The sequence below is a fragment of the Nonomuraea harbinensis genome, assembly GCF_019396385.1.
GTDB lineage: Bacteria > Actinomycetota > Actinomycetes > Streptosporangiales > Streptosporangiaceae > Nonomuraea > Nonomuraea ferruginea.
The window spans coordinates 32859-59676 of record NZ_JAHKRN010000044.1 but is presented as its reverse complement, the minus strand read 5'-3'; the positions used below and the strand labels follow the sequence as shown (position 1 = coordinate 59676).

Genomic DNA, 26818 nt, shown 5'->3' with positions numbered 1-26818 from the left:
GATTCCCGAACGAAGTTCGGCCAAGTGAGGGATGTCCGGTATGACGACTCGCCAGCATGCCATCGGAGACCTGTTGCGCCGCTCCGCGGCCCGCTATCCCGCCAAGACCGCCATCATCTACGGCGACCTGCGGCAGAGCTACGCCGAGCTCGACCGTACGGTGAACCGCACCGCCAACGCGCTGGCCTCGCGGGGCGTGGGCAAGGGCGACCGGTTCGCGATCCTCTCGCACAACGACCACGCGTTCGTGGTGGCCTACTTCGCGCTGGCCCGGCTGGGCGCGATCTCGGTGCCGATCAACTTCATGCTGGGCCCGGAGGAGGTCGCGTACATCCTGGAGCACGCGGGCGCGTCCGGGATGCTGGTGGAGGAGGCGCTGCTGCCGGTGGCCGAGGGCGCCGTGAGCGACCGGGTCGCGGTGCGCGGCGTCATCGGGGCGGGCCGGGACGGGTGGGAGCCGGTCGAGGACTGGATGGCGCACGGTGACGACGCCGAGCCGGTGGTGGAGATCGGCGACGACGACCCGATCCAGCTCATGTACACCAGCGGCACCGAGTCCCGGCCGAAGGGGGCGACCCTGTCGAGCCGGAGCCTGATCTCCCAGTACGTGACGTGCGTGGTCGACGGCGAGATGAGCGGCGACGACGTGGAGGTGCACGCGCTGCCGCTGTACCACTGCGCCCAGCTGCACTGCTTCCTCACGCCCGGGATCTATCTGGGGGCGACCAACATCGTGCTGCCCGGCGCCGACCCGGCGGCGATCCTGGCGGCGATCGAGTCGGAGCGGGCCACCAAGCTGTTCTGCCCGCCGACGGTCTGGATCGGGCTGCTGCGCCACCCCGACTTCGACCGCCGTGACCTGTCGTCGCTGCGCAAGGGCTACTACGGCGCCTCGATCATGCCGGTCGAGGTGCTGAAGGAGATCGCGGCCCGGCTGCCCGAGGTGCGGCTGTTCAACTTCTACGGGCAGACGGAGATGGCGCCGGTGGCCACGATCCTGCGCCCGGAGGAGCAGCTGACCCGGCTGGGTTCGGCCGGCCGGCCCGCGCTGAACGTGGAGACGCGGATCGTCGGCGACGACGGCGAGCCGCTGCCGCCGGGCGAGGTGGGCGAGATCGCGCACCGCAGCCCGCACGCGATGCTCGGCTACTGGAACGACCCGGAGAAGACCGCGGAGGCGTTCCGCGGAGGCTGGTTCCACAGCGGCGACCTGGGTGTGATGGACGTGGACGGATACCTGTCGGTGGTCGACAGGAAGAAGGACATGATCAAGACAGGCGGCGAGAACGTGGCCAGCCGCGAGGTCGAGGAGGCGATCTACCAGCACCCGTCCGTGGCGGAGGCGGCCGTGTTCGGGGTGCCGGACGAGCGGTGGATCGAGGCCGTGACGGCCGCGGTCGTGCTGCGCGAGGGCGCGAGCCTCACCGCCGACGAGCTGGTGGCGTTCCTGCGGGGCCGGCTGGCTCCGTTCAAGACGCCCAAGCAGGTCCGGTTCGTCGCCGCGCTGCCCAAGAACGCCAGCGGCAAGGTGCTCAAGCGGGAGCTGCGCGAGGCGTTCTGACCATCCCGTAGAAGCTCGCTGACCAGGGAAGACGACGCCGAGTCACGGTGTTGTACGGGAGTGCGCGACAACCTTCTCGACATCCGACGTATCTACTTCGAGCCCGCCGCCGCCGAGCTGCCGCGCGGCCGGGAGATACTCGGCCGCTTCCCTGGTGCCGAGCTGGTCGAGGTCGAGCGGCACGACCGCATCCCCGAGCTGTACGGCGACGAGGCGAACGTCGCCCGCTGGGTCCGGATCAAGACCGAGTCGCTGGTGCTCGGCACCAAGAAGTCGCTGACCGCCCGCCCGAACGGCCGCTCCAGCGACTTCGTCGCGCCGTCCACGGCCAACGGCTGCGCGATGGCGTGCGCGTACTGTTACGTGCCGCGCCGCAAGGGCTACAGCAACCCGATCACGGTGTTCGCCAACATCGACAAGATCACCGGCTACCTCGCCAGGCACGCCGCCAGGCAGGGCGTCAAGCCGGAGCCGGACCAGGTGGACCCGCACGCCTGGGTGTACGACATCGGCGAGAACTCCGACTGCTCGGTGGACGCGACGATCTCCAGGAACGTCCGTGACCTGGTGGAGCTGTTCCGGGACCTGCCGAACGCCAAGGCCAGCTTCGCCACCAAGTACGTCAACCGCGACCTGCTCGGCTGGGATCCGCGGGAGCGCACCAGGATCAGGTTCAGCCTGATGCCGGAGGCCGACTCCAAGCTGCTCGACATCCGCACCTCCCCGGTGGCCGAGCGCATCGCCGCCATCGACGACTTCGTGGCGGCCGGGTACGAGGTGCACGTCAACTTCAGCCCGGTGGTGGTCAGGGACGGCTGGCTGGAGGACTGGGCTGAGCTGCTGGACCGGCTCGGCGACGGGATCGGCGCGGCCGCGCGCGAGCGGCTCGCCGCCGAGGTGATCTTCCTGACCCACAACGACCGGCTGCACGAGGTCAACCTCGGCTGGCATCCGAAGGCCGAGGAGGTGCTGTGGCGGCCGGACCTGCAGCAGCCCAAGCGCTCGCAGACGGGCGGCTGGAACGTCCGCTACCGTACCGGCCAGAAGGGCCGGTACGTGGCCGCGCTCACCGATCTCATCAATGAGCGCCTGCCTTTCTGCCGGATCCGCTACGCCTTCTGACGAAGCAGCCGTCTTGTCCGGCCCCCGGCGAGCCCACGGCGGCCCCGCCCGGCGCGGGACGGGCCGCCGCCGGAGCGCGCCGACCGCTTCGCCGCGCTCGCCGAGCTGCTGGAGGACGACCACGTACTGGACGGTCCCGGTTCGCTGCTGGCGACGATCTTCTACAAGTGTTACTGGTGGCGGGCGCCCCATGAGGCGGCCCGCGTCAGCGCGTCGCCGTGCCGCGCATCCCGAAGATGATCACCGCTCCGGCGGCCAGGTGCATCAGGGCGAGCGTGAGCTGTGAGCCCGCGTTGACCCCGCCGAGCGGGCCGAGCAGCGACAGCACGAGGACGGCCGCGGCGACCGCGGTCCAGATGGCGCGGGCGCGCCGGGTGAGGCGTTCCAGGACGGCCAGCAGGGCCCAGCCGGCGAGCCCGGCGACGGCGGTGGCGATCACCACCGCCACGGGCCCGACCGCGATGGTCCCGGCACCGCCCCGGGCGGCGAGGTCGACGCCGGCGATCGGGACGGCCACGAGCCAGACGGCCAGTGTGGCGGCGACGGCGACGGCGATGGTGGGAAGGCGGCGGGTCATGCGCGCGACTCCTCTCTCCTGAGCGGCTCGTACAGGCTGCTCCAGCCGTTGTAGAGCCCGCTCAGCACGTAGTGGACATTGGTGATGATCACGGCGACGAGGGTCGCGACCGCGTACAGGAGCATCCCTGCCACGCGCACCGTGTCGACGGGCAGCGCGTACGCGATGGCCACCCGGGCGGCGGCGTCGAGCAGCAGCACGACGCCCCAGACGGCGGACGACACCCGCCAGACGCGGCGGAACCGGGGCAGCCGCTCCCAGTAGACCTCCCACGGCTCGCGCACCGGCCCGAACGGGTAACGGTGCTCCAGCAGTGGCCGGGTGAAGAGGTAGGCGAGAGGGCGGGACATCCTGGTCGAGACCAGGAACCAGATGCCGGCCGCCGCCGTGACCCAGCCCTCCTTGGCCAGCAGCATCCGCTCGTCGCCGCTGACCAGCGTCACCACCACGGCGACGGCGAACATGGCGGTGAAGAACGCGCTCAGCCCGTCGAGCTTGCGCTCGCGCAGCAGCTTGTAGCCGGTGAACCCGGCCGACACCAGCGTGTCGGCCAGCAGCGCCAGGTAGACGCTGACCCCCGCGGCGCGTAACCCGTAATAGATCACGACGGGCACGCCGATGTTGACGGCGATCGTCAGCCACCGACCCCTCACGGCTCCGCCCTGGTGGCCAGGTCGAACATCGTCTCCAGCTCGCGCGCCGTCAGCTCCAGGTCGAGGCCGGGCCTGGAGCGCAGCAGGAACGGCAGGCCGTCGAGCGAGCGCTGGATCGTGGCGGCCATCACGAACGGGTCGAACGCGCGGAACTCCCCCCGCTCCTGGCCCTCGCGCAGAATGAGCTCCAGGTGGCTCAGCGTCCGGATCTCCTCCTCCGGGCCGTAGGAGCCGGCCTCGCCCGGATGGCTGAGGAAGATCGTCATCAGCGCCTCCATCTCGTCGCGGTGCGCGGCGTTGAACGCGACCAGGCCGCCGATGTAGGCGCGCAGCCGGCTCCTGGCGTCGGGCTGCGCGCTGACCCGCTCGTGCATGAACCGCCCGAGCTTCTCGTGCACGTGCCCGACCACGGCGGCCATCAGCTCGTCCTTGCCGGCGAAGTGGTACGAGATCAGCCGCGTGCTGCTCAGCCCCGCCCGCTCGGCGATCTTCGCGAACGAGGTGTGCCCGTAGCCGAGCCGCCCGAGGGTCTCGATAGTCGCGGCGATGATCTGCGCGCGCCTGGCGTCCCCCGTGAACGTCCGCTTTCTTACTTGCATGAGTAAACAGTAACTCATCCAAGTAACTCCGGGAACCCCTCTCGCGGGTTTACGGTGCGCCCATGACGATCCGCAGCCTGTTCGCGAGTGTGCTGGCCGTGCTGTCGGCCGGTACCGTCGCCCTCGTGGTGACCCCATCGACTTCCGCCGCGACGGCCGCCGACCCCGGCCGCCGCGCCCAGCCGCCCGTCGTCATCGGCCATCGCGGCGCCAGTGCCCACCGCCCCGAGCACACGCTGCTCTCGTACGAGGCCGCGATCGCGATGGGCGCCGACTACATCGAGCCCGACCTCGTCCCCACCAAGGACGGCGTCCTCGTCGCGCGGCACGAGAACGAGATCTCGCAGACCACCGACGTGGCCGAGCGGACGGAGTTCGCCGGCAGGCGCGCCACCAAGACGATCGACGGCCGCGAGGTGACCGGGTGGTTCACCGAGGACTTCACGCTCGCCGAGCTGAAGACCCTGCGGGCCAGGGAGCGGGTGCCCGACCTGCGCCCGGACAACACGGCCTTCGACGGGACGGCCCAGATCCCCACCTTCGAGGAGGTGGTCGAGCTGGCGCTGCGCCACGGGGTGGGCGTCTACCCGGAGACCAAGCACCCGACCTACTTCGACTCCATCGGCCTGTCGCTGGAGGAGCCGCTGCTGGAGACGCTGGAGAGCAACCGCGTGCGGAAGGCGTACATCCAGTCGTTCGAGACGGCCAACCTGCGCGAGCTGTCCGGCAGGACGCGGCTGCCGCTCGTCCAGCTCATCGGCGCGACCGGCGCCCCCTACGACTGGGTCGCGGCCGGTAACGGCCGCACCTACGACGACATGGTCACCCCGGAGGGCCTGCGGGAGGTCGCCCGGTACGCCGGCGCGATCGGCGTCGACACCCGGCGCGTGCTGCCCGTCGGCGCCGACGGCCGGACCCTGGAGCCGACCGCCCTGGTCCGCGACGCCCACCGCGGGCGGCTGGACGTGCACGTGTGGACCGTGCGCAACGAGAACTCCCAGCTCCCCGCCGACCACCGGCTCGGGAACCCCGACAGCCCCGCCTACCCGCGCGCCACCGGTGACGTGGCGGGCTTCCTGGGCCGGCTGCTGGAGCTGGGCGTCGACGGCGCGTTCTGCGACGACCCCGCGATGGGCCGGGCCGTCGTCTCGCGTCACGCCCGCTGACATGACGACCGACCAGCACGGGCTCGCCGTGAGCGGGGCGGGGCGGGCCGCCGTCCGCCACTACGACCGGGCCGTCGACGCGCTGCTGCGGGCCGTCGAGCTGAACCGGCGCGACGTGTGGGGCATCCACGCGGTCGCGCACACGTACGAGATGCAGGGACGTTTCGGTGACGGCATCCGCTTTCTGGACGAGCGGGTCGGCGACTGGTCCACCGGGACGTTCTTCAACGTGCACACCTGGTGGCACTACACCCTGTACGCGCTGGAACGCGGCGAGACCGGCCGGGTGCTGGACATCTACGACGCGGTGCTGGCCGGCGGCGAGACCGCGATGCAGTTGCTGGACGCCTCGGCCCTGCTGTGGCGCCTCTACCTGGAGGGCGTCGTGCCGGACGGGCGGTGGGCGGCGCTGGCGGACGCGTGGCCAGACAAGATGGACGAGGCCTGTCACGCGTTCAACGACCTGCACGCGGTCATGGCGTACGTGGGAGCGGGCCGCGCCGGCGAGGCGGAGCGGCTCATCGCGGCGCGGGAGGCGTACGTGCGCGAGCCGCGTCCCGGGTCACCGACCAGGCGATGACCGCGCGGGTGGGACTGCCGGTGTGCCGGGCGCTGGTGGCCTACGGGCGGGGCGACCACGACCGGGTCGTCGAGCTGCTCCAGCCGGTCAGGCACCGGGTGAACGAGGCCGCGGCAGCCACGCGCAGCGGGACGCGGTGCAGAGGACGCTGCTGGAGTCGGCGCTGCGGGCCGGGCGGCACGAACTCGCGCGGGTGCTGGTGAGCGAGCGCGTGTACCTGCGGCCGTGCAGCCCGTTCAACTGGCTGAAGCGGGGCGCCCTGGCCGAGGCGCGCGGCGACCGCGCCGCCGCGGCCGCCGCGCGGGACGAGGCGGCCCGGCTGGCCCTGGCGGGAGGATCTGTCGGGGGCGCCGAGTAGGGTTTCGGCCATGGAAAGCCGACTGACCTTGATGGCCGTGCACGCCCACCCCGACGACGAGTGCCTGAGCACCGGCGGGGTGCTCGCCCGCTACGCCGCGGAGGGCGTCCGCACGGTTCTGGTCACCTGCACCAACGGCGAGCAGGGTGACGGCCCCGGCGGGGTGAAGCCCGGCGACCCCGGCCACGACGCCGCCGAGGTGGCCGAGCGCCGGCTGGCCGAGCTGCGCGCCTCCGCCGACCATCTCGGCATCGAGCACGTCGAGCTGCTCGGCTACCGCGACTCCGGCATGGCTGGCTGGTCGACCAACGACCACACTGACGCCTTCGCCAACGTGTCCGTGGAGTCGGCGGCCGCCCGGCTGACCGAGCTGATGGCGCGTTACCGCCCGCAGGTGGTGGTGACCTACGACGAGACGGGCGGCAGCGGCTACGGCCATCCCGACCACGTCCAGGCCCACCGCGTCGCCGTGGCCGCCGTCAACGGCGGCGGCGTCCCCGACAAGCTCTACTACACGGCGATCCCGCGCGCCGCGATCGCCAACATGGCCGCGACCCTCCGCGAGTCGGGCATCGACCTGGGCTTCGAGCCCGACGACGACTTCGGCACCCCCGACGAGCTGGTCAACGCCATCGTCGACGTCTCGGCCTACGTCGACCGCAAGCTCAAGGCCCTGGAGGCGCACGCCAGCCAGGGCGAAAACATCTTCCCGCTGCGCATGCCCCCGCAGGCCCAGCAGCAGATGTTCTCCCACGAGGCGTTCACCCGCGTCCAGAGCCGCGTCAAGACCCCGGCCCACGAGGACGACCTCTTCACCGGCCTCCGCTGACGCGGCCCTCCTCGACCTGCCAGGCGGCTCTGCCCGCTCCGACCCGGGCGAAGGAAGGGCCGATGACCTCCGCGGTCACCGGCCCTGGCGCACGCATCGGGCGGCCACCGCCCTCCACACGCATCGGGCCGGCGTGGGAGGACGGATCTCCCCGGACACCGGCTGATCGTGCAGGGGGCGGCGTGAGAGGGTGGGCGGGTGATCGCGGTGCTGGGTGAGTGCGTCGCCGACGCGTTCGCGGATCGGCGGGCGGGTGAGCTGACGCTGCGGGTGCTGCCGGGCGGCGGGCCGGCGAACACGGCGGCCGCGCTGGCCAGGCTCGGCACGCCGGCGCGGTTCCTGGGGCGCATCTCGGGTGACGTGTTCGGGGAGCTGTTCCGGGAGCGGCTGGCCGGGGTGGATCTGACGTACGCCGTCGAGGCCCGCGAGCCGAGCACGCTCGCGGTGGCCGGCCTGGACGACGCCGGCAAGGCGCGTTACGGCTTCCACGCCGAGGGCACCGCCGACTGGCAGTGGACCGGCGACGAGCTGGCCGGCCCGGCGCTGGACGGCGTGCGGTGCCTGCACACCGGTTCTCTGGCGCTGGTCAGGCCGCCGGGACGGGACGTGGTGGAGGCGTTCGCGGCGGCGGCCGCGCGGCGGATGACGGTCTCGGTCGATCCCAACGTACGGCCGAGCCTCGCCACGCGGGAGGCGTACGCGGTCGAGCGGTGGTGCGCCTTCGCCGACATCCTGCGCCTCAGCGACGACGACCTGGCCTTCCTGCGGCCCGGCGAGCCGGTGGAGCGGGTGTGCGACGAGTGGCACGCCGCCGGGGCGCGGCTGGTGGTGGTGACGCGGGGCCCGGCCGGGGCTCTGGTGTCGCTCGGCGGGGCCCGGACGGAGGTGCCCGCGCCTCAGGTGGACGTGGTCGACACGGTGGGAGCGGGCGACGCGTTCACGGCCGGGCTCCTGCACTGGCTCGACGGGCGCGGGCTGCTCGGCGGCCGGTTGGACGGGCTGGACCCGGCCACGGCGCGGGAGGCGGCGGCGTTCGCGGCGAAGGTGGCGGCGCTGGCCTGCACGGTGCGGGGCGCCGACCTCCCCCATGACGCCGGTGCGGTGGCGGGCCGCTGACCGTCAGCGCGGGCGGGCCAGCGCGTCGCGGACGTCCATGAGGGCGAAGCCCAGCAGGTTGAGCCCGCGCCAGGTGGCGGGCGAGGCGGCGGCCGGGTCGTCGGCGGCCAGCCCGATGCCCCACACCCGGTCCAGCGGGCTGGCCTCGACCAGCACCCGCCCGCCGGTGGTCAGCAGGAACTCCTTCAGCTCGGCGTGCTGCCCGAACTTGGCGAGGTTGCCCCGTACCACGATCTCGTAGCGGTGGGCGGCCCAGGTCTCCTCGTCGAAGCCGCCGACGGCGCGCCCGAGCTTCTTCGCCTCGCCGGGATGGGCGGCGGCGAGGATCTTCTCGGCGGCCACCTCGTCGCCGAACAGCAGCGCCTTGTGCGCCATCATGTAGTGCTCGGCCGACCGGTAGTGGCGCCCGTCCTCGGTGAACCCGGCGGGCCACCACTGGCTGAGGCAGCCGCGGCCGGCCGTGCCGTCGCGGGCGGGCTGGTGGCCCCAGAAGTAGAGATAGCGCGGCGGTCGCCCGGCCAGCTCTGCGGCCACGGCTTCGGGGACTGACCGGGGAAGCTTCTCGGACATGGCCTTACTGTGTCACAGCCTCCCTGTGTCACACCCGCGTCACACCCGCGTCACACCCCGCGCGACGGCATGCCCGTGCGGCGAGGGGCGCGGTTTGCCACAGGGGTGACCGGGGCAGACGAGGTGCTACGGACGAACCGGGAGTTTCCATGGCCGAGTATGAGGCGACGCGTGGCATGCCTGCCGAGAGCGGGGTGGTGTCCGGCGTCGCGTCCGACGTCACGCTGGTGAACAGGTGGCTGCTGCGCGAGCGTGCCGACGAGGTGCGCGGCATGCTCGACGAGTCGCTCTCGCGTGAGATCGGTAACCGCCTGAACAACAACTCGGGCTGAATGGGTGACTCCTCCGCTCCCTGAAGGGAGCGGCTTCTCGCTAAGCCGCTTCCGCAGCCTCACGAAGGGCAAGCCCTGCCCTCACGATGTTGACCGCCGCGTTCACATCAGCGTGCGCGGCATGCCCGCACGACACGCACCGGAACTCGGCCTGGGTGACGCGGTTCTCCTTCGCCACGTGCCCGCAACGCGAGCACGTGCGGGAGGTGCCGGCGGGGTTCACCGCGATCAGCTTGCGACCGGCGCTTTCAGCCTTGTGCGACAGGATCGTCAGGAACACCCCCCAACCCGCATCCAGGAGCGATCGGTTGAGGCCGGACTTCTGTGCGACGTTCCGGCCGGGAGCCTCGATCGTGCCGGACACGCCGCGGGTCATGTTCGTGATCCGCAGGTCTTCGTGCACGATCACGTCGTAGGCGCGGACCAGCGCGTTCGCGGCCTTGTGCGCGTGGTCGAGGCGCTGGCGGCGGACCTTGCCGTGCAGGGCGGCGACGCGGGCCGCCGCCTTGCGCCGCCGCCGGGAGCCCTGCCGTTTGCGGGCCAGGTCGCGCTGGGCGTCCGCGAGACGGCCAGCGGTGGCGGCGAGGTGACGCGGGTTCGCCACCCGGCCGCCGTCGGAGGTGGTGACGAGCGAGGCCACACCCATGTCGATCCCTGCCATCGCGCCCGTGGCGGGCAGAGGTTCGGCAGGCACGTCGTCGCACGACAGAATCAGATACCAGCGGGAGCCCTCACGCTTGACGCTGATGGTCTTGACCCGGCCTTTCACGGGCCGGTGCCGGTGGACGCGGACGTGCCCGACACCCTGCAACCGGACGAAGGTCACCTTCGGGTGTTCGGGCTGGGAGTCCCACCGGCAGCCGTCGCCGTCCTTGGGCCACTCGACGGTGTCGAACCAGCCGCGCCCTTTGAAACGCGGGAAGCCCGGGGTGCGCCCGGCCTTGACCCGGCGGAAGAACGCGCCGAACGCCTTGTCGAGGCGGCGCAGCGTGGCCTGCTGGGAGGAGAACGACCAGCGGCCCTGCCCGCCGGAGTCATCGCCCCGGATATGTTTCAGCTCGGCGGACTGATCGCCGTAACGGACGCTCACGCCCGCCTTGGCGCAGGCGGTGCGGCGGTGCTCCAGGGCGGCGTTGTAGAGCTGCCGGTGGTCCTCCAGGCACTCTGCCAGCGCCGCCGCCTGCTTGGTGGTGGGGCGCAGCAGGAACTTCAACGATCTGCGCACACCCACCTCCTGTCACGTTCGGTAACGACAACACCACGATATCGGCTCGCGCCGACAAAACCAGGAAGGGTATCCGTGACGCGCGGACCTGACAGGTCAGCGCACGCTCGGGCCTTGCAGTCCCTCCCGCTCCCGATTCCCCCGCCGCCTCAAGGCGCCGGTCCCTTCGGGGGGCTCTGATGGAGTGGCTGCTCATCCTGCACGCGGCGGCCGCGTTCTGCGCTCCCTGGCTGGTCCGGCGGTTCGGACGGGACGCGCTGCTGCTGCTCGCGGCGGCGCCGGCGGCCGGCTTCGTCTACACCCTGCTGAGGCCGGAGGCGTCCGTCCGTCCGTGGGCTCCGGCGCTCGGCATCTCGCTGGCGTTCCGCGCCGACGCGCTGGGCCTGCTGATGATGGCGCTGGTGACCGGCGTCGGCGCGCTCGTCATGGTCTACAGCTCGCGCTACTTCTACCGGGGCGACGAGGGCCTGGGGCGGTTCGGCGCGGCCATGACGGCGTTCGCCGGCGCCATGCTGGGCCTGGTCACGGCCGACGACCTGCTGCTGCTGTACGTGTTCTGGGAGCTGACGACGGTCTTCTCGTACCTGCTGATCGGGCATCACCCGGAGAGCCGGTCGAGCAGGCGGGCCGGCATGCAGGCGCTGGTCGTCACCACCCTGGGCGGGCTGGCGATGCTGGCCGGGTTCGTGATGATCGGGCAGTCGGCGGGCACCTACCAGATCTCCGCCATCCTGGCGGACCCGCCCGAGGTGGGGCCGGTGGCGCTGGTGCTGGTGCTGGTCGGGGCGCTGTCCAAGTCGGCGATCTTCCCGTTCAGCGCGTGGCTGCCCGCGGCGATGGCCGCGCCCACGCCGGTGTCGGCTTACCTGCACGCGGCGGCGATGGTCAAGGCGGGCGTCTACCTGCTGGCCCGGCTGGGCCCGGCGTTCGGCGACGCGACGGTGTGGCGGGCGGTGGCGGTGCCGCTGGGTGCGCTGACGATGCTGCTGGGCGGCTGGCGGGCGCTGCGGGAGACCGATCTGAAGAGGCTGCTCGCGTACGGGACGGTCGGCCAGCTCGGCTTCCTGATCGTGCTGTTCGGCGCCGGCACCGGGGCGACCGCGCTGGCCGGGGTGGCGATGCTGCTCGGGCACGCGCTGTTCAAGGCGACCCTGTTCCTGGTGGTGGGGGTGGTGGACCGCGCGGCGGGCCGGCGTGATCTGCGCGGGCTGAGCGGGCTGGGCCGTTCGATGCCGTGGACGTGCGCGGCGGCGGTGCTGGCCGGGGCGTCGATGGTGGGGCTGCCGCCGCTGGTCGGGTTCGTGGGCAAGGAGGCGGCGCTGGAGGCGCTGCTGGCCGACCCGTTCGTCCTGGCGGCGGTGGTGGCCGGGTCGGCGCTGACCGCCGCGTACACGCTGCGGTTCCTGTGGGGGGCGTTCGCGGACAAGCCGCACAGGAAGCGGTCGAAGCTGAAGCGGCCGCTGGTGCTCATGGTGGCGCCGGCCGTGCTGCTGGCCGGGCTCGGGCTGGTGCTGGCGCCGCTGGCGGGCATGTTCGAGACGGCCATGTCCGGCTACACGGCCTCCTTCCCCGACCCGGGGCACGGCACCCACCTGGCGCTCTGGAGCGGGGTGGGGGCGCCGCTGCTGCTGTCGGCGGCCACGCTGGTCGTCGGCGTGCTGCTGTTCCTGGCGCGCGAGCCGGTGGCGCGGCTGGGGTCGGCGATGCACATCACCGACTCCGGCGTGGCGTTCTGGAACGCGCTGCGCCGCACCGACCTGGCGGCGCTCCAGCTCACCGGCATCGTCCAGCGCGGCTCGGTGCCCGACTACGTGCTGCTCACGCTCGCCACCCTGGCCGGCATCGGGACGCTCGCCCTGTCCTACGGTCCGCCGCTCGCGCTGGAGGCGCCGGTGACGGGGTGGCAGCGGCCCGAGCAGCCGCTGCTCGCCGTGCTGATCGCGGCCGCGGTCGTGCTCGCCCTGCGCGCCCACAGCTACCTGCTGCTGGCCATCTCCTGCGGCATGACCGGGTACGGGGTCGCGCTGCTGTTCCTCGCCCACGGCTCCCCCGACCTGGCGCTGACCCAGTTCCTGGCCGAGACCCTCAGCATGGTCATATTCGTGCTGGTGCTGAGACGCGTGTCGAACCCGCCGGTGCCGGCCAGGCTGCCTTTCGCGCTCCGGCTCGGCATCGGTCTCGTGACCGGGGCGGTGGTGGTCGTGGCGGGCATCCTGGCGATGGACGCCCGCCAGGCCCCGCCGGTCGGCGGCCTCATGGCCGGGGCGGCGGAGCGGGCCGGGGCCGGCAACATCGTCAGCGCCCTGCTGCTCGACATCCGGGCCTGGGACACGATGGGCGAGAGCACCGTGATCCTGGTGCTCACGCTGGGCGTCACCAGTCTGGTGTATCTGCGCCGCACCTCGTACGCGATCGACAGGCGCCCGGCGCCCCCGCGCCCCGGCCGGCCCTGGCTGGCGTCGGCGCTGCCGGAGGAGCATCGGTCGCTCGCGTTCGAGGTGGCCGCCCGCCTGACCTTCCACACGGTCCTGCTGCTCTCGGTGTTCCTGCTGTTCGTCGGGCACGGGCGGGTCGGCGGCGGTTTCGCGGGCGGGATCGTGGCCGGGCTGGCGATCACGGTCCGCTACCTGGCGGGCGGGCGCGACGAGCTGGCCAGGGCGGTGCCGGTGCACCCGGGGGTGCTGCTCGGGGTCGGGCTCACGATGTCGGTCGGCACGGCGCTCATCGGGATGGCGTTCGGCGGTGAGGCGCTGCGCATGCTGGCCGCCGACGTGACGGTGCCGCTGGTCGGCACCCTGCACCTGTCCACGGTGCTGCTGTTCGACCTGGGGATCTATCTGACGGTGGTGGGAATGGTGCAGGACGTGTTGCGGGCGCTCGGCGCCGAGGTGGACGAGCAGATCGAGGCGCGATGACGATTTCGCTGGTGCCGCTGGCCGTGTGCGGGCTGCTCGTCGCCGCCGGGATGACGCTGCTGCTGGAGCGGAGCCTGGCCCGGGTGCTGGCGGGCGTGATCCTGCTCGGCAACGGGGTGAACCTGCTGATCCTCACCACCGGCGGCGACGCCGGCGACCCGCCGCTGCTCGGCCGGGCCGAGCCGGACCAGATGGCCGACCCGCTCCCCCAGGCCATGGTCCTGACCGCGATCGTCATCACGCTGGGCGTCACCGCGTTCCTGCTCTCCATGGTGCACCGGGCCTGGCAGCTGCGCGGCTCCGACGAGGTGAGCGACGACACCGAGGACCGCTGGGTGCGGCTGCGCGCCCGGCGCGGGCAGCTGGGCGAGCGGGTGCGCGCCCGGCAGGCGGAGTACGACCGGCTGGTCGCCGAGCAGCGCGCCGAGTTGCACGCCGAGCTGCGTGACGAGCCGACCAGGGGTGAGCGGATGGCGCACCGGCGGGCCGACCGCAGGCGCCTCAAGGCCCGCCAGCGGGAGGCGCGCAAGCAGATGCGGCGGGCCATCAGAGCCGAGCGGGAGCGCCAGGCGCTCGCGCTCGACCCCGAGCTGGAGGGCGACGAGTAGTGGAGGCGCTGATCCCGGTCCCGGTGCTGCTGCCGCTGCTGGCGGCGGGCATCAAGCTGGCCATCGGCGCGCGGCTGCGGCATCTGCAGGGTGTCATCAGCATCTTCGCCCTGGCCGTCAACCTGGTGGTGTCGGCGGTGCTGCTCGCCCAGGTCGACCAGCACGGGCCGATGGTGGCGCGGATCGGCGGCTGGGAGACGCCGATCGGGATCTCGCTGGTCGCCGACCGGCTGTCCGCGCTCATGCTGGTGACCTCGTCGGCGGTGACGCTGTGCGTGATGGTGTACTCGGTGGTCAGCGCCTACGACCGGCAGGAGGACGTCGCCCCGATGGCGATCTTCCACCCGGCGTTCCTGGTGATGCTGGCCGGGGTGGCGAACGCGTTCCTGACCGGTGACCTGTTCAACCTGTTCGTGGCGTTCGAGATGCTGCTGAGCGGGTCGTACGTGCTGCTCACGTTCGGCGGGACCCAGTCCAGGATCCGGGCCGGGGCCACGTACACGGTCATGGCGCTGATGTCGTCGATGCTGTTCCTCATCGCGCTGGCGATCGTGTACGCGGCCACCGGGACGCTGTCGATCGCCCAGCTCGCCGTGCGGTTCGCGGACCTCACGCCGCAGGTGAAGCTGCTGGTGGAGCTGTTCCTGCTGCTGGCGTTCGCGATCAAGGCGGCGATCTTCCCCGTGTCGGGCTGGCTGCCGGACTCCTATCCGACCGCGCCCGCGCCGGCGACGGCGGTGTTCGCCGGGCTGCTCACGAAGGTCGGCGTGTACGCGATCTTCCGGCTGGAGGCGCTGCTGTTCCCCGGCGGGCCGGTGGGGACGCTGCTGCTGTGGGCGGCGCTGGCCACGCTGCTGCTGGGCGTGCTGGGCGCGGTGGCGCAGACGGACATCAAACGGATGCTGTCGTTCACGCTGGTCAGCCACGTCGGCTACATGGTGATGGGAGTGGGCCTGGCGACCGTGGCGGGGCTGGCGGGCGCCGTCTTCTACGCGGTGCACCACATGACCGTGCAGACGAGCCTGTTCCTGGTGGCGGGGCTGATCGAGCGGCGCTCGGGCACCACGTCGGTGAACCGGCTGGGCGGGCTGATGCGGAAGGCGCCGCTGCTGTCGGTGCTGTTCTTCGTGCCCGCGATGAACCTGTCGGGCATTCCGCCGATGTCCGGCTTCCTGGGCAAGCTGGCGCTGATCCAGGCCGGGCTGGAGGTCGGCGGCGCGCTCCCGATCGCGCTGGTCGCGGCCGCGCTGGTGACGAGCCTGCTCACGCTGTACGCGGTGGCGAAGGTGTGGGGCAAGGCGTTCTGGCGGGAGCCGCAGGGCGAGGGCGAGAGCCGGGCGGACGCCGGTGAGGAGCAGATGGAGCGGAGCGCGGCGAACACGCCGGGCCTGTACGGGCCGGTGACGGCGCTGGTGATGCTGGGGCTGGCCTACACGGTGCTGGCCGGGCCGCTGTCGTCGCTGACCGAGCGTGCGGCCGACGAACTGCTGGCGCGGCAGCCGTACATCACCGCGGTCCTGGGGTCGGGATGACGGAGCCTTCGGAGGCCGGCCCTCAGGAGCCGGAGCGGCAGGGGAAGACGCGCGACCGGCTGGCGCCGCGGCTGTTCGGCCGGCCGGTGCCGCTGGCGCTGGTCTGCTGGCTGGCGCTGATCTGGATGATGCTCTGGGGCGATCTGTCCTTCGGCACCCTGGTGGGCGGGCTGATCGCCGGAGCCGTGGTCACGTGGCTGCTGCCGCTGCCGGTGCTCGATCCGGGCATCCGGTTCCGGCCGCTGCCGTTCGTCCGGTTCCTGGCCTGGTTCCTGCTCGACCTGGTGACCTCGACGGCGCGGGTGGTGTTCTGGGTGCTGCGGTCGCCGTCGCCGCCGACCGCGATCGTGCCGGTACGCCTGCGCACCTCGTCGGAGGCCATGACGGTCATGGTCGTGATCGGGGTGACGACGGTGCCGGGCAGCCTCGTGCTGGGAGCCGATCGGGAGCGGCGGGAGCTGACCATCCACGTGCTCGGCCGGTCCGGCCCGCACGCGGTGGTGGCGGCGCTCACCCAGGACGAGGTGACCGCGCTGGAGACGCGGATCGTGGCGGCGTTCGGTACGCGCGCCGACCGGAAGGAGCTCGGATGACCACGGTGTATCTGGTGACGCTGGTGCTGCTCGCCGTCGGCGCGGCGGGGGCGCTCTACCGGCTGGGCAGGGGCCCGACCACGCTGGACCGGGCAGTGTCGGTGGACATGATCACCTCGCTGGCCATGTGCGGTGCGGGCGCGTACGCCGCCGTCTACGGCGACTACTCCGACGTCCCGATCCTGCTGGTGCTGTCGCTGCTCGGGTTCGTCGGGACCGTCTCGCTGGCCCGCTACTTCCCGGAGGGGAACGAGTGAACGTGCTGGACGTCGCGGCGGCCGTCTGCCTGCTGGCCGGGGCGGCGCTCGCGCTGACCGCCGGATGGGGCATGGTGCGCTTCCGCACCACACTCGACCGGATGCACGTCGCCACCAAGCCCCAGGTGCTCTGCGTGCTGCTGGTGCTGCTGGCGATGTGGCTGCGCCAGCCGACCTGGGCCACGGCAGGGCCCTTGCTCATCGTCGCCGTGGCCCAGATCATCACCGTGTCGGTGGCCGCGTACGTGGTGGCGCGGGCCGACTACCGCCGGTCAGACGCCGGCGGCGGCTCCTCCTGAGCGGCGGCCGTCGCTCTCGTCCGGCGCGGTGTCGTCGGGGCGGGCGGACCGGTCGAGCGCCGGCTGGCCGAACCACGCCCAGGCGGCCAGCGCCGCCACCCCGCCCGCGGTGACCCACGCCAGCGTGGAGTGGAACAGGAAGTCGACCACCAGCATCGTCGCGGACGTCATCGACAGGGCCAGCGCGAGGGCGCCCGCGAGGCCGTAGTGGTTGGAGCGGCGGACCAGCTTCTCCTTCAGGCCCTGGCGGAACAGCACCCGGTGCTGGTTGGCCGGGGCGATGTAACAGATCGAGGCGCACGCCGCCGACACCAGCGCCACGAAGAACAACCACCGGTCGAACGCGCTCAGCCGCTCGAAGCCCTGCGAGAACGGCACGGTCAGCAGGAAGGCGAACAGCACCTGGACACCGGTCACCGCGACGCGGGCGCCCTGCAGTAACTCGACGAAGTTGCGATCGGCGCGTTCCTGCCGGGTCTCCTTCTCCTGTTCCGGCACCTGTTGCATGAATACCGCCTCCCACCTGTTCCGATACATCTCGAAAGTCAAGGGGGTACTGCCAACGTCAAGGAGTCGCAAACTCCCCGCCCGCCAGGAACGTTCCGACCACGCGGGCGAACTCGGCGGCCTGGTACTCCAGCGGCACCATGCCGCCGGCGATGACCGCGGCCGGCGCCCCCAGCCGGTCGGCCAGCGGGCGCAGCTCGGGGAAGGCGAAGGGGTCGTCGGCGGCGCCCACGCACAGGACCGGGCAGCGGATCAGGCCGAGCCGGTCCTCCATCCGGTAGGCGGCGACGGCGCGGTGCCCGCCGGTCAGGCCGGGCCGGGCGGCCAGCGCGTCGCGGACGAAGCGGGCCAGCAGGTCGGGGCGGCCCGGCGGGTAGAAGCCGGCCCGGCCCGCCCACAGCTCGACCAGGTGGGAGCCGTCCTCCCGTTCGGTCACGTGGTCCACCTGCGGCCGGCCTTCGCGCCGCCGGCGCGCCTCGGCGTCCACCAGCGGCGTGGACGACAGCACCAGCCTGCTGACCCGTTCAGGCGCGCGGGCCGCCACCTCCACGGCGATCACCCCGCCCGTGTGGTGCCCGGCGACCGCGGCCGTCTCCAGGCCGAGCGCGTCCATGAAGGCCAGCACTCCGTCCGCGTACGCCTCGATCGTGTGCTCGGCCGGCGGCGCGGAGGCGCCGAAGCCGAGCGTGTCCATCGCGATCGCCCGGTGGCCCGCCCCGAGCAGCGGCAGCACCTCGCGGTACTCGTCCCAGGAGCGGGGCGTCTGGTGCAGCAGCAGCACCGGCTCGCCGGTGCCGCACTCGGCGTAGTGGATCTGTCCTAAAGGGGTGCGGGCGTAGCCGAATCCGATCATAGGCACCATCCTCCGTCAGGGGCGGCGGATGTCCTAGACACCGTGGTGTCGCCCAGGCGGCGCCGGGTAGGCGTCAGGCATGCTGGATCAGGGACAGAGCTGGGCGGAAGCGGCGGTGCTGACGGTCAACGCCGGCTCGTCGAGCCTCCGCCTCGACCTCGTCGACGGCGGCGTGGTCGTCGACGGCGCGCGTTCCCAGCGGGCGGTGGAGCCGGGGTCCGCGCGGTCGGAGGTGTCGGAGTTCCTGGGCCGCCACCTCGACCGGGACGTGGGCGCGGTGGCGCACCGGCTGGTGCACGGCGGCGAGCTGGTGACCGCGCCGGCGGTGGCCGACGACCACCTGGCGGCCGCGCTGCGCCGGATCACCGACCTGGCGCCGCTGCACCTGCCGCCGGCGCTGGACCTGCTGGACGCGGCCCGCGAGCTGCTGCCCGCGGTGCCGCACGTGCTCTGCCCCGACACCGCCTTCCACGCCGGGCTGCCCGACGCGGCCGCGGTCTACGCCCTGCCCAAGGCGTGGCGGGAGAGGTACGGGCTGCGCCGCTACGGCTTCCACGGCCTGTCGTACGCGTGGGCGACCGACCGGGCGGCCGAACTGCTCGGCCGTCCGGTCGCGGAGCTGGACCTGGTGCTCGCCCACCTGGGCGGCGGCGCGTCGGTGTGCGCGGTGTCGGGCGGGCGCAGCCTGGACACCTCGATGGGATTCACCCCGCTCGACGGGCTGCCGATGAGCAGGCGCTCCGGCAGCCTCGACCCGGGCATGCTGATGTGGCTGCTCGACGGCCGGCTGAGCGCGGACGAGCTGCGCCACGGGCTGGAGCGCGAGTCGGGGCTGCTCGGCCTGTCCGGCGGCCGCTCGGGCGACACCCGCGACCTCGTCGCCGCCGAACGCGACGGCGACGAGGAGGCGGCGCTGGCCCTGCGGGTGTTCTGCCACCGGGTGAGCCGGGAGATCGCGGCCGCGGCGACGTCGCTGGGCCGCGTCGACGCGCTGGTGTTCACCGGGGAGATCGGCTGGGACCAGCCCGAGGTGCGCGAGGCGGTCTGCCGCCGCCTGCGCCTGCTCGGGGTCGAGCCGCCGGTGGGCGGCAACCGCGCCGACGACGGCCTGATCAGCCCGGCGGGCACCGCGGTGCCGGTGCTCGTCGTCGAACCGCACGAGGAGCTCCAGCTGGCCCGCGAGTGCCTGCGCGAGCTGTACGGGCCCGAGATCGAGGTCTAGCCGCGGCCGAGCGCCCGCATGGCGGGCAGGGCGCGGTCGTCGAAGCCGAACAGGGCCTGGTTCTCCCAGGCGTTGCCGGTGGCCGGGTCGGCGGGGTCCCAGCCGTTGCCCGGCACGCCGGTCCAGGTGGCCTCCCAGGCGAAGACGCCCAGGCCGAGCCGGTCGGGGACGTTCCGTACGATGTCGGAGACCTTGCTCAGCAGGGCGGCCTGCCCGGCGGGGGTGGCCTGGTAGCCGGGGTACGGCTCGGGCGACAGGATGAGGTTCTCCCAGCCGTCGTCGTCGGCGGTGGTGAACGGGTAGCCGGTCTCCACGACGGCCACGGGCTTGCGGTAGCGGGTGGCGACGTCGTCGATGTTGGCCTGGAAGGCCTCCAGGGTGCCGTGCCAGTACGGGTAGTACGACAGGCCGATCACGTCGTAGCGGATGCCGTGGGCGGCGGCGTTGTCGAACCACCACCGGTACAGGCCGTTGTCGCCGCCGTTGGCCAGGTGGAGCACCACGTCGGTGCGGCGGGAGACGTCCTTGACCGCGTCGTGTCCGGCGTTGAGCAGCCGGGCGGTGTTCGCCCAGTTCTGGTTGCTCCCGTCGGGCCACAGCAGGCCGCCGTTGATCTCGTTGCCGACCTGGACCAGGTCGGCCGGGGTGCCCTGGCGGCGCAGCGCGTCCAGCACGTCGAAGGTGTGCGCGTACACGGCCCGGACCAGCTCGTCGAAGGGCAGGTTCGCCCAGGCGGCGGGCTTGAACTGCTTGCCGGGGTCGGCCCAGGTGTCGGAGTAGTGGAAGTCGACCAGCAGCCGGAGCCCGGCCTTCTTGGCCCGCTTGGCGACGGCCAGGACCTGGGTCTTGGTGTTGTAGCCGTCGGCCGGATCCACCCAGACCTTGAGCCTGATGTGGGTGAGCCCGGCCTGGGCCAGGATGCGGAGCGCGTCGTCGCGGCGGCCGTCGGCGTGGCGGTAGACGCCGCCGAGCGCCTCGGACTTGGCGAGGCTGGAGACGTCGGCGCCGCGGATGGGCAGCCGCCGTTCGGCCTGGGCGGCGGGAGCCGCCGCGGCCAGGGTGGCGAGGCAGAGCAGAGCGATCAGTAACCGTCTCATGGGAGTGCTCTCCTAGGGGTGGGGGGATTGCTCCTCGACGACCGTCACGGCGCCGGCCGCGACGGTCACCGGCCCGTCGTGGTGCGCCCCGTCGAACACGCCCGTGCCGGTCACCCCCTCGACCGTCACCGGCTCGTCGCCGTGGTTGATGAGGAACAGGTGGTGGCCGCGCCGGACCAGTTCCAGCGTGTCGGGCAGGCCGCGCGGGCGGCTCACGCCGGCGCGGTCGAGCACCCCGGCCAGCAGCTCGCGCAGGCCGGTGACGGGGGCGGTGGCCAGGTACCAGGCGGTGCCCGCGCCGAGGTCGTGGCGGGTGAGCGCGGGATGCCCGGCGTCCGGCCCGGAGGCGAACGCGCGCTCGGCGACGGCCCCGGCCGGGTGGATCCGCTCGGACCAGATCCGTCCGTCGAGCCCGCCGGTGACGGCGACGGTCTCGTGCTCGCGCAGCGGGTGGAACTCCTCGATCGACAGGCCGAGCACCTCGCGCAGCGCGCCCGGGTAGGCGCCGGGGTGGATGGTGTCGTGCTCGTCGACGATGCCGGAGAAGTACGAGACGAGCAGGTTTCCGCCTGCTTCCACGTACCGGTGCAGGTTCTTGGCGGAGGCGTCGGTGAGCAGGTACGCGCTCGGCGCGACCACCACCCGATAACGCGACATGTCGGCGGACGGGTGGACGAAGTCGATGGTGACGTGCTCCCGCCAGAGCGCCTCGTAGAAGGCGTCGGCCCGCTCACGGAACCGCAGGTCCACCGACGGCCGCCAGTCGAGCTCCAGCGCCCAGTACGACTCCCAGTCCCACACCAGGGCGACGTCGGCGCGCACCCGGCTGCCCCGCACGCCTGCGAGCCTGCGCAGGTCGGCGCCGAGCTCGACGATCTCGCGCCACTGCGTGGAGCCGGCGCCGGCGTGCGGCACCATCGCGGAGTGGAACTTCTCCGCGCCGAACCGCGAGGCGCGGAACTGGAAGAACAGCACGCTGTCGGAGCCGCGGGCGACGTGCGCGAGGCTGTTGCGGCGCATCTCGCCGGGCCGCTTGGCGAGGTTGCGCGGCTGCCAGTTGACCGCGCCGGCCGAGTGCTCCATGAGCATCCACGGCTCTCCCCCGGCCACCGAGCGCGCCAGGTCGGCGGACATGGCCAGGTCGATGTGGTTGTCCGGCTGCTCGGCCTTCAGGTAGTGGTCGTTGGCGACCACGTCGAGCTCGCGCGCCCACTGCCACAGGTCGGTCGACTTGCAGTTCACGGTGCCGGCGAAGTTGGTCGTCACCGGCACGCCGGGGGTGATCTCGCGCAGGATGTCGCGCTGCAGCGCGTAGTGCTCGCGGTGCTGGCCGTCGCTGAAGCGGGCGAAGTCGAGCCGCTGGGCCGGGTTGACGGCGGTGTGGTTGTGGCGGGGGGCGTCGATCTGCGCCCAGTCGGTGTAGCGCTGCCCCCAGAACGCGGTGCCCCAGGCGTCGTTGAGCTCGGCCAGGTCACGGTAGGTGTGGCGCAGCCAGTCGCGCCAGGCGGCGACGCTGTGCTCGCAGTAGCACTCGCCCAGCGGCGCCCCGTACTCGTTGTGCACGTGCCACATGACCACGGCGGGATGGCCGCGGTAGTGGGTGGCGAGCGCGCGCACCAGGCGGGCGGTGGCCTCGCGGAAGGCGGGCGCGCTGGAGCAGGCGTTCTGCCTGCCGCCGAAGCCGATCCGCACGCCGTCGCGGCCGACGGGCAGCGTGTCCGGGTGGCGGGCGGTGAACCAGGCGGGCGGCGCGGCGGTGGGCGTGGCCAGGTCGACCGCGATGCCGGCGGCGTGCAGCCGGTCGACGATCTCGTCCAGCCAGCCGAACTCGTGGCGGCCCTCCTCCGGCTCCATCAGCGCCCACGAGAACATGCCGAGGCTCACCAGGTTGACCCCGGCCTCGCGCATCAGGGCGACGTCCTCCTCGTGCACCTCGCGCGGCCACTGCTCGGGGTTGTAGTCCCCGCCGTAGGCGATACCGGCCGGACGCTCCGGATACATCCATCCCCCTTGTCGTACTTCTGTGAACGTGCACAGTAGCGCGCGTCACGGCTCTTGGAAACCGACCAGGAGACTAACGAGAACATAACGGGCCCTTGACCCCGCACTGATGGCTGATCCAGTCTGTGCACGTTCACAGAGAACATCTGGAGGTATGCATGCGTGCCACACGCCTCGGAGCCGCCTTGGCCGCAGCGCTCGCGGCCACCCTGACCCTGTCCGGATGTGGCGGCGGCGAGCCCGCCGGCACTCCGGAGGCGGCGCGGACGCAGTCTCAGGCCCCGCAGGGCCCGGTCAAGCTCACGTACTGGACGTGGGCTCCCAACATGGACAAGGTCGTCGAGGTGTGGAACAAGGCGCACCCCGACATCCAGGTGACGGTCAGCAAGCAGGCCGGGGGCGACGACGCCGCCGCCAAGTTCCTCACCGCGGCCAAGGCCGGCAACCCGCCGGACCTGGTGCAGGCCGAATACCAGCACCTGCCGTCGTTCGTGGCGGCCGAGGCGGTGGCCGACCTCAAGGCCGAGACCGAGACGGTCAAGGGCGAGTTCGGCGAGGGCGTGTGGGGGCTCGTCACGCTCGGCACCGACGGCGTGTACGCGGTCCCGCAGGACAGCGGCCCGATGATGCTCTTCTACCGCCAGGACCTGTTCGACGAGTACGGCATCGAGGTCCCGAAGACCTGGGACGAGTACGCCGAGGCGGCCCGCGCCGTGCGGAAGAAGGACCCCAAGGTCTACCTGGGCACCTTCTCCAGCAAGGACCCCGGCGCGTTCACCGGCCTCGCCCAGCAGGCGGGCGCCCAGTGGTGGTCGATCAGCGGCGAGGCCTGGAAGGTGGACATCGCCGACGCGCCCACCGTGAAGGTCGCCGACTACTGGGACGGCCTGGTCAAGGAGGGCGCCATCGACGACACGCCGTACTTCACCCCCGAGTGGAACAAGGCGCTCGCCGACGGCAAGCTGCTCACCTGGCCGTCGGCGATCTGGGCGCCGGGCACGCTGGAGAGCAACGCGCCCAAGGCCGAGGGCAAGTGGGCGATCGCCCCGATGCCGCAGTGGAACGCCGGCGAGAACCACACCGGCTTCTGGGGCGGCTCGTCCGTGGCGGTCGCCGCCAAGTCGCCGAACAGGGCCGCCGCGGCCCGGTTCGCCACCTGGCTCAACACCGACCCGGAGGCGGTCGGCGCGCTGGTGAAGGAGGCCGCGATCTATCCGGCGGCCACCAAGGCGCAGACGGCGCTCACCGAGGCGCCCGGCTACTTCGCCAACCAGCCGGACTTCTGGCAGCAGGCCGCCCAGGCCTCCGCCGGGGCGCGCGGCTTCACCTTCGGGCCCAACGTCGGCGTCACGTACAACGCCTTCAGGGACGGCTTCGACAAGGCGTTGCAGGACGGCAGCCCGTTCTCCGGCGCCGTCAGGGCGATGCACGAGGCCACCGTCGCCGACATGCGCAAGTCCGGGTTCTCGCTCGCGTCATGACGTACTCCGCGAAGAGGCGGCGCGCGTCGCGCCGCCCCTTGCTCGCCCCATACCTGTTCCTCACCCCGGCGATCGTGCTGTTCGTGCTGTTCCTGGCGGTGCCGATCGGTTACACCGCCTACCTGGCGATGCGCCGGACCCGGGTGTCCGGGCTCGGGCTGGGGGGCGGGTCGCGCCGCGAGGTGTTCGCCGGGTTCGACAACTTCGCCGCCGCGATCACCGACGGCGAGTTGTGGGCCGGGTGGCTGCGGGTGCTCGGGTACGGCGCGATCGTGCTGGTCGTGATGCTGGGGCTGGCGCTGGTGTTCGCGCTGGCCCTGGACTCGGCCCGGGTGCGGCTGGCCCGCTTCGGCCGGATCGCGATCTTCCTGCCGTACGCGGTGCCCGGCGTGGCCGCGTCGCTGCTGTGGGGGTTCCTCTACCTGCCGTCGCTCAGCCCGATCCGGGCGGTGCTGGACGTGGACCTGCTCGGCGCGACCACGGTCACGTACTCGATGGCCAACGTGGCGGTGTGGGGCGGGACCGGCTTCAACATGCTGGTGCTCTACACGGCGCTGCGGGCGGTGCCGCGCGACTACTACGAGGCGGCGCGGCTCGACGGCGCCACCGAGACGCAGATCGCGCTGCGGATCAAGATCCCGCTGCTGATGCCGGCGATCATCCTGACCACCGTGTTCTCGATCATCGCGACGATCCAGGTGTTCACCGAGCCGACCACGCTGCGGCCGTTCACGAACACGATCAGCTCCACGTGGAGCCCGCTGATGAAGGTCTACCGGGACGCGTTCGTCACCGGTGACCTGTACGCGGCGGCGGCCACCTCGATCGTCATCGCCGCCGTCTCCTTCGTCCTGGCGTTCGGATTTCTGCGCGTGGTCCGCGACCGCGCCTTCGGGGAGGGCTGATGACCGCCGTCACGACCCGCCGGTCCACCGGCCTGCTGCCGACCGCCGTGCTGCTGGCCGGCGCGATCTACTGCCTGTTCCCGGTGAGCTGGGTGCTGATCGCGGCGACCAAGTCGCCCGGGGAGCTGTTCACCACGCCGACCATGGCCTTCGGCACCGGCTTCCTCTCCAACGTGTCCGATCTGCTCGCCTACCGCGACGGGGTGTTCTGGCTGTGGCTGGTCAACACGTTCGTCTACGCGGGCGGCGGTTCGCTGCTGGCCACCGTGGTCGCCGCGGTCTCCGGGTACGCGCTGGCCAAGTACCGCTTCCCGGGCCGGGCGCTGATCTTCAACCTGCTGATCGGCGGCATCCTGGTGCCGGCCGTGGTGCTGGCCATCCCGCAGTATCTGCTGTTCTCGAAGGTGGGGATGGCGGACACGTACTGGGCGGTGCTGCTGCCGCAGATCCTGTCCCCGTACAGCATCTACCTCGCCCGGGTGTACGCGACCGCCGCCATCCCGGACTCGCTGCTGGAGGCCGGGCGGATCGACGGGGCCGGCGAGTGGACGCTCATGTCGCGGGTGGCGCTGCCGCTGATGGTGCCGGGCATGGTCACCATCTTCCTGTTCCAGTTCGTGGCCATCTGGAACAACTTCCTGCTGCCGTTCATCATGCTGGGCGACGACGGCAAGTTCCCGCTCACGGTCGGGCTCTACACGCTGCTGGCGGCCGGGGCCAACCAGCCGGCGCTGTACAACCTGATCCTGACCGGCGCGCTGCTGTCGATCATCCCGCTGATCGCGCTCTTCCTCACGATGCAGCGATACTGGAGGACAGACCTGTCCTCCGGAGCGGTGAAATGAAGCGCCCTACCATCCACGACGTCGCCGCGGCCGCGGGCGTGTCCCGCGGCACGGTGTCCAGGCTGCTCAACGGCGACCGCTACGTCAGCCCGGCCGCGCGGGCCGCGATCGAGCGGGCCATCACCGAGACCGGCTACGTCGTCAACCGCGCCGCCCGCAGCCTGGTCACCCAGCGCACCGGCTCCGTGGCCATGGTGCTGTCGGAGCCGGACCAGATGCTGTTCGAGGACCCCAACTACAGCACCCTCATCCGGGTGGCGATCCGCCGCCTGGCCGAGCGCGACATCTCGCTGGTGATGATGCTCGCCGGCAACGAGGGCGACCGCGACCGGGTGGTGCGCTACGTGCGCGGCGGCCACGCCGACGGCGTGCTCCTGGTGACGACCCACGCGGGCGACCCGCTGGCCGACGCGCTCGCCGCCGCCGCCCCCGCCGTCTCGTGCGGCGCGGTCATCGGGCGCGAGAACGTCATCCCGTACGCGGCCGCGGACGATCGCCTGGGCGCCCGGCAGATGACCGAATACCTGGTGAGCCGGGGCCACAAGCGGATCGCCATGATCACCGGCCCGATGGACACCCCCGGCGGCATCCAGCGTCTGGAGGGCTTCGCCGACGTGCTGGGCCGCAAGGCGTCCAAGAAGCTCATCGCGCACGGCGACTGGACCCAGGCCAGCGGCGAGCGGGCGATGGCCGAGCTGCTGGAGCGCACCCCTGACCTCGACGCGGTGTTCGTCGCCTCCGACCTGATGGCGGCCGGCGCCCTGACGACCCTGCGCGCGGCGGGCCGGCGGGTGCCGGACGACGTGGCGGTGGGCGGCTTCGACGACTCCTCGGTGGCCACCTCCACCCTCCCGCCGCTCACGACGATCAGGCAGCCGCTGGCGGAGATGGCGAACGCGACCATCAACCTGCTGCTGGCCCGGCTCGACGGCGCCGAGAAGCCCCAGCCGGTGGTGCTGCCGACCGAGCTGGTGATCCGCGAGTCCGCCTGATTCCTGTCGCCGGCATCTCCGGT

The 26818-nt window shown here is 72.4% G+C and carries 28 protein-coding genes; 19 read left to right on the top strand and 9 right to left on the bottom strand.

Annotated elements, in window-relative coordinates; genetic code table 11:
* The first annotated feature begins 40 nt into the window (after window positions 1-40).
* Window positions 41-1561, top strand: coding sequence for an acyl-CoA synthetase (locus KME79_RS33760; protein ID WP_219549107.1), 1521 nt, complete (start codon window positions 41-43; stop codon window positions 1559-1561).
* A gap of 60 nt (window positions 1562-1621) precedes the next feature.
* Entirely contained in the window at window positions 1622-2683 is a 1062-nt protein-coding gene (locus KME79_RS33755; protein WP_219549105.1) for a spore photoproduct lyase family protein, read from the top strand.
* 205 nt (window positions 2684-2888) lie between these two features.
* Here KME79_RS33755 and KME79_RS33750 read toward each other — a convergent pair whose 3' ends face one another.
* From KME79_RS33750 to KME79_RS33740, 3 genes are read right to left on the bottom strand one after another with little or no spacing between them, the layout of a single operon-like run.
* A complete protein-coding gene (locus KME79_RS33750; protein WP_148032139.1) occupies window positions 2889-3260 on the bottom strand; it encodes a DUF6069 family protein in 372 nt (123 codons plus the stop codon).
* The gene (locus tag KME79_RS33745) at window positions 3257-3913 is read right to left on the bottom strand and encodes a VC0807 family protein (protein WP_219549103.1); all 657 of its coding nucleotides are present in this window, start codon (window positions 3911-3913) and stop codon (window positions 3257-3259) included. The genes KME79_RS33750 and KME79_RS33745 overlap by 4 nt, the downstream gene beginning before the upstream one ends.
* Window positions 3910-4512 (bottom strand): TetR/AcrR family transcriptional regulator, encoded by a 603-nt coding sequence (locus KME79_RS33740; protein WP_219549101.1) that lies wholly within the window; start codon window positions 4510-4512, stop codon window positions 3910-3912. The genes KME79_RS33745 and KME79_RS33740 overlap by 4 nt, the downstream gene beginning before the upstream one ends.
* 62 nt (window positions 4513-4574) lie before the next feature.
* On the opposite strand from KME79_RS33740, the gene KME79_RS33735 reads away from it, so the two are divergent.
* The 5 genes from KME79_RS33735 (at window position 4575) to KME79_RS33715 (ending at window position 8561) form a co-directional block, all read left to right on the top strand.
* Window positions 4575-5678: a glycerophosphodiester phosphodiesterase family protein gene (locus tag KME79_RS33735; RefSeq protein ID WP_219549100.1), complete on the top strand. Its 1104-nt coding sequence runs from the start codon at window positions 4575-4577 to the stop codon at window positions 5676-5678.
* A 1-nt stretch (window position 5679) separates the two neighbouring features.
* On the top strand, window positions 5680-6258 hold the full coding sequence (locus KME79_RS33730) for a tetratricopeptide repeat protein (protein WP_219549098.1): 579 nt from the start codon (window positions 5680-5682) through the stop codon (window positions 6256-6258).
* 136 nt (window positions 6259-6394) lie between these two features.
* On the top strand, window positions 6395-6616 hold the full coding sequence (locus KME79_RS33725) for a hypothetical protein (RefSeq protein WP_219549096.1): 222 nt from the start codon (window positions 6395-6397) through the stop codon (window positions 6614-6616).
* A 10-nt stretch (window positions 6617-6626) separates the two neighbouring features.
* Window positions 6627-7445 carry a PIG-L family deacetylase gene (locus KME79_RS33720; protein ID WP_219549094.1) on the top strand — a complete coding sequence of 273 codons (819 nt, stop codon included), beginning with the start codon at window positions 6627-6629 and terminating at the stop codon, window positions 7443-7445.
* Between the two features lie 198 nt (window positions 7446-7643).
* Entirely contained in the window at window positions 7644-8561 is a 918-nt protein-coding gene (locus KME79_RS33715) for a carbohydrate kinase family protein (protein WP_219549092.1), read from the top strand.
* A gap of 3 nt (window positions 8562-8564) precedes the next feature.
* On the opposite strand, the gene ybiA is transcribed toward KME79_RS33715, so the two are convergent.
* Window positions 8565-9131 carry a riboflavin biosynthesis intermediates N-glycosidase gene (gene ybiA, locus KME79_RS33710; RefSeq protein WP_219549090.1) on the bottom strand — a complete coding sequence of 189 codons (567 nt, stop codon included), beginning with the start codon at window positions 9129-9131 and terminating at the stop codon, window positions 8565-8567.
* Window positions 9132-9280: 149 nt separating this feature from the next.
* Here ybiA and KME79_RS33705 point away from each other — a divergent pair, with 149 nt between their 5' ends.
* The gene (locus KME79_RS33705) at window positions 9281-9463 is read left to right on the top strand and encodes a hypothetical protein (protein WP_219549088.1); all 183 of its coding nucleotides are present in this window, start codon (window positions 9281-9283) and stop codon (window positions 9461-9463) included.
* A gap of 40 nt (window positions 9464-9503) precedes the next feature.
* Here KME79_RS33705 and KME79_RS33700 read toward each other — a convergent pair whose 3' ends face one another.
* A complete protein-coding gene (locus KME79_RS33700; RefSeq protein WP_308249152.1) occupies window positions 9504-10688 on the bottom strand; it encodes an RNA-guided endonuclease InsQ/TnpB family protein in 1185 nt (394 codons plus the stop codon).
* Between the two features lie 179 nt (window positions 10689-10867).
* Here KME79_RS33700 and KME79_RS33695 point away from each other — a divergent pair, with 179 nt between their 5' ends.
* The 6 genes from KME79_RS33695 to KME79_RS33670 are packed head-to-tail and all read left to right on the top strand — an operon-like array spanning window position 10868 to window position 16892.
* The gene (locus KME79_RS33695) at window positions 10868-13603 is read left to right on the top strand and encodes a Na+/H+ antiporter subunit A (protein WP_219549084.1); all 2736 of its coding nucleotides are present in this window, start codon (window positions 10868-10870) and stop codon (window positions 13601-13603) included.
* On the top strand, window positions 13600-14211 hold the full coding sequence (locus KME79_RS33690) for a Na(+)/H(+) antiporter subunit C (protein WP_219549082.1): 612 nt from the start codon (window positions 13600-13602) through the stop codon (window positions 14209-14211). Before KME79_RS33695 ends, KME79_RS33690 begins: the two co-directional genes overlap by 4 nt.
* Complete coding sequence (locus KME79_RS33685; protein ID WP_219549080.1) at window positions 14211-15743, top strand: Na+/H+ antiporter subunit D; 1533 nt, start codon at window positions 14211-14213, stop codon at window positions 15741-15743. The genes KME79_RS33690 and KME79_RS33685 overlap by 1 nt, the downstream gene beginning before the upstream one ends.
* Window positions 15740-16336 carry a Na+/H+ antiporter subunit E gene (locus KME79_RS33680; protein ID WP_219549078.1) on the top strand — a complete coding sequence of 199 codons (597 nt, stop codon included), beginning with the start codon at window positions 15740-15742 and terminating at the stop codon, window positions 16334-16336. The genes KME79_RS33685 and KME79_RS33680 overlap by 4 nt, the downstream gene beginning before the upstream one ends.
* Complete coding sequence (locus KME79_RS33675) at window positions 16333-16593, top strand: MrpF/PhaF family protein (protein ID WP_148032150.1); 261 nt, start codon at window positions 16333-16335, stop codon at window positions 16591-16593. The genes KME79_RS33680 and KME79_RS33675 overlap by 4 nt, the downstream gene beginning before the upstream one ends.
* Window positions 16590-16892, top strand: coding sequence for a cation:proton antiporter (locus KME79_RS33670; protein ID WP_148032151.1), 303 nt, complete (start codon window positions 16590-16592; stop codon window positions 16890-16892). Before KME79_RS33675 ends, KME79_RS33670 begins: the two co-directional genes overlap by 4 nt.
* Here the strand turns inward: KME79_RS33670 and KME79_RS33665 are convergent.
* Both KME79_RS33665 and KME79_RS33660 read right to left on the bottom strand, forming a co-directional pair.
* Window positions 16866-17399, bottom strand: a complete 534-nt coding sequence (locus tag KME79_RS33665; RefSeq protein ID WP_219549076.1) for a DUF6328 family protein — start codon at window positions 17397-17399, stop codon at window positions 16866-16868. The two genes, KME79_RS33670 and KME79_RS33665, sit on opposite strands and share 27 nt — an antisense overlap.
* Before the next feature lie 58 nt (window positions 17400-17457).
* Window positions 17458-18252 (bottom strand): alpha/beta fold hydrolase, encoded by a 795-nt coding sequence (locus tag KME79_RS33660; RefSeq protein WP_219549073.1) that lies wholly within the window; start codon window positions 18250-18252, stop codon window positions 17458-17460.
* A 79-nt stretch (window positions 18253-18331) separates the two neighbouring features.
* Between KME79_RS33660 and KME79_RS33655 the strand changes: the two genes are divergently transcribed.
* Window positions 18332-19474, top strand: coding sequence for an acetate/propionate family kinase (locus tag KME79_RS33655; protein WP_219549071.1), 1143 nt, complete (start codon window positions 18332-18334; stop codon window positions 19472-19474).
* Here the strand turns inward: KME79_RS33655 and KME79_RS33650 are convergent.
* Both KME79_RS33650 and KME79_RS33645 read right to left on the bottom strand, forming a co-directional pair.
* The gene (locus KME79_RS33650; RefSeq protein ID WP_219549069.1) at window positions 19471-20571 is read right to left on the bottom strand and encodes a glycoside hydrolase family 53 protein; all 1101 of its coding nucleotides are present in this window, start codon (window positions 20569-20571) and stop codon (window positions 19471-19473) included. The genes KME79_RS33655 and KME79_RS33650 overlap by 4 nt on opposite strands.
* Before the next feature lie 12 nt (window positions 20572-20583).
* Window positions 20584-22572 (bottom strand): beta-galactosidase, encoded by a 1989-nt coding sequence (locus tag KME79_RS33645; RefSeq protein ID WP_219549067.1) that lies wholly within the window; start codon window positions 22570-22572, stop codon window positions 20584-20586.
* Window positions 22573-22730: 158 nt separating this feature from the next.
* Here KME79_RS33645 and KME79_RS33640 point away from each other — a divergent pair, with 158 nt between their 5' ends.
* The 4 genes from KME79_RS33640 to KME79_RS33625 are packed head-to-tail and all read left to right on the top strand — an operon-like array spanning window position 22731 to window position 26795.
* A complete protein-coding gene (locus tag KME79_RS33640; RefSeq protein WP_219549065.1) occupies window positions 22731-24053 on the top strand; it encodes an ABC transporter substrate-binding protein in 1323 nt (440 codons plus the stop codon).
* Entirely contained in the window at window positions 24050-24958 is a 909-nt protein-coding gene (locus KME79_RS33635; RefSeq protein WP_219549064.1) for a carbohydrate ABC transporter permease, read from the top strand. The genes KME79_RS33640 and KME79_RS33635 overlap by 4 nt, the downstream gene beginning before the upstream one ends.
* The gene (locus tag KME79_RS33630; RefSeq protein WP_219549062.1) at window positions 24958-25803 is read left to right on the top strand and encodes a carbohydrate ABC transporter permease; all 846 of its coding nucleotides are present in this window, start codon (window positions 24958-24960) and stop codon (window positions 25801-25803) included. The genes KME79_RS33635 and KME79_RS33630 overlap by 1 nt, the downstream gene beginning before the upstream one ends.
* Window positions 25800-26795 carry a LacI family DNA-binding transcriptional regulator gene (locus tag KME79_RS33625; RefSeq protein ID WP_219549060.1) on the top strand — a complete coding sequence of 332 codons (996 nt, stop codon included), beginning with the start codon at window positions 25800-25802 and terminating at the stop codon, window positions 26793-26795. The genes KME79_RS33630 and KME79_RS33625 overlap by 4 nt, the downstream gene beginning before the upstream one ends.
* The last annotated feature ends 23 nt before the right edge of the window (window positions 26796-26818 follow it).

Excerpts from the sequence above, each read along its gene's own strand:
- KME79_RS33760 (WP_219549107.1), top strand. The coding sequence starts at position 41 with ATGACGACTCGCCAGCATGCCATCGGAGACCTGTTGCGCCGCTCCGCG.
- KME79_RS33750 (WP_148032139.1), bottom strand. The coding sequence starts at position 3,260 with ATGACCCGCCGCCTTCCCACCATCGCCGTCGCCGTCGCCGCCACACTG.
- KME79_RS33740 (WP_219549101.1), bottom strand. The coding sequence starts at position 4,512 with ATGCAAGTAAGAAAGCGGACGTTCACGGGGGACGCCAGGCGCGCGCAG.
- KME79_RS33735 (WP_219549100.1), top strand. The coding sequence starts at position 4,575 with ATGACGATCCGCAGCCTGTTCGCGAGTGTGCTGGCCGTGCTGTCGGCC.
- KME79_RS33730 (WP_219549098.1), top strand. The coding sequence starts at position 5,680 with ATGACGACCGACCAGCACGGGCTCGCCGTGAGCGGGGCGGGGCGGGCC.
- KME79_RS33720 (WP_219549094.1), top strand. The coding sequence starts at position 6,627 with ATGGAAAGCCGACTGACCTTGATGGCCGTGCACGCCCACCCCGACGAC.
- ybiA (WP_219549090.1), bottom strand. The coding sequence starts at position 9,131 with ATGTCCGAGAAGCTTCCCCGGTCAGTCCCCGAAGCCGTGGCCGCAGAG.
- KME79_RS33705 (WP_219549088.1), top strand. The coding sequence starts at position 9,281 with ATGGCCGAGTATGAGGCGACGCGTGGCATGCCTGCCGAGAGCGGGGTG.
- KME79_RS33695 (WP_219549084.1), top strand. The coding sequence starts at position 10,868 with ATGGAGTGGCTGCTCATCCTGCACGCGGCGGCCGCGTTCTGCGCTCCC.
- KME79_RS33690 (WP_219549082.1), top strand. The coding sequence starts at position 13,600 with ATGACGATTTCGCTGGTGCCGCTGGCCGTGTGCGGGCTGCTCGTCGCC.
- KME79_RS33680 (WP_219549078.1), top strand. The coding sequence starts at position 15,740 with ATGACGGAGCCTTCGGAGGCCGGCCCTCAGGAGCCGGAGCGGCAGGGG.
- KME79_RS33675 (WP_148032150.1), top strand. The coding sequence starts at position 16,333 with ATGACCACGGTGTATCTGGTGACGCTGGTGCTGCTCGCCGTCGGCGCG.
- KME79_RS33665 (WP_219549076.1), bottom strand. The coding sequence starts at position 17,399 with ATGCAACAGGTGCCGGAACAGGAGAAGGAGACCCGGCAGGAACGCGCC.
- KME79_RS33660 (WP_219549073.1), bottom strand. The coding sequence starts at position 18,252 with ATGATCGGATTCGGCTACGCCCGCACCCCTTTAGGACAGATCCACTAC.
- KME79_RS33655 (WP_219549071.1), top strand. The coding sequence starts at position 18,332 with ATGCTGGATCAGGGACAGAGCTGGGCGGAAGCGGCGGTGCTGACGGTC.
- KME79_RS33650 (WP_219549069.1), bottom strand. The coding sequence starts at position 20,571 with ATGAGACGGTTACTGATCGCTCTGCTCTGCCTCGCCACCCTGGCCGCG.
- KME79_RS33645 (WP_219549067.1), bottom strand. The coding sequence starts at position 22,572 with ATGTATCCGGAGCGTCCGGCCGGTATCGCCTACGGCGGGGACTACAAC.
- KME79_RS33640 (WP_219549065.1), top strand. The coding sequence starts at position 22,731 with ATGCGTGCCACACGCCTCGGAGCCGCCTTGGCCGCAGCGCTCGCGGCC.
- KME79_RS33635 (WP_219549064.1), top strand. The coding sequence starts at position 24,050 with ATGACGTACTCCGCGAAGAGGCGGCGCGCGTCGCGCCGCCCCTTGCTC.
- KME79_RS33630 (WP_219549062.1), top strand. The coding sequence starts at position 24,958 with ATGACCGCCGTCACGACCCGCCGGTCCACCGGCCTGCTGCCGACCGCC.
- KME79_RS33625 (WP_219549060.1), top strand. The coding sequence starts at position 25,800 with ATGAAGCGCCCTACCATCCACGACGTCGCCGCGGCCGCGGGCGTGTCC.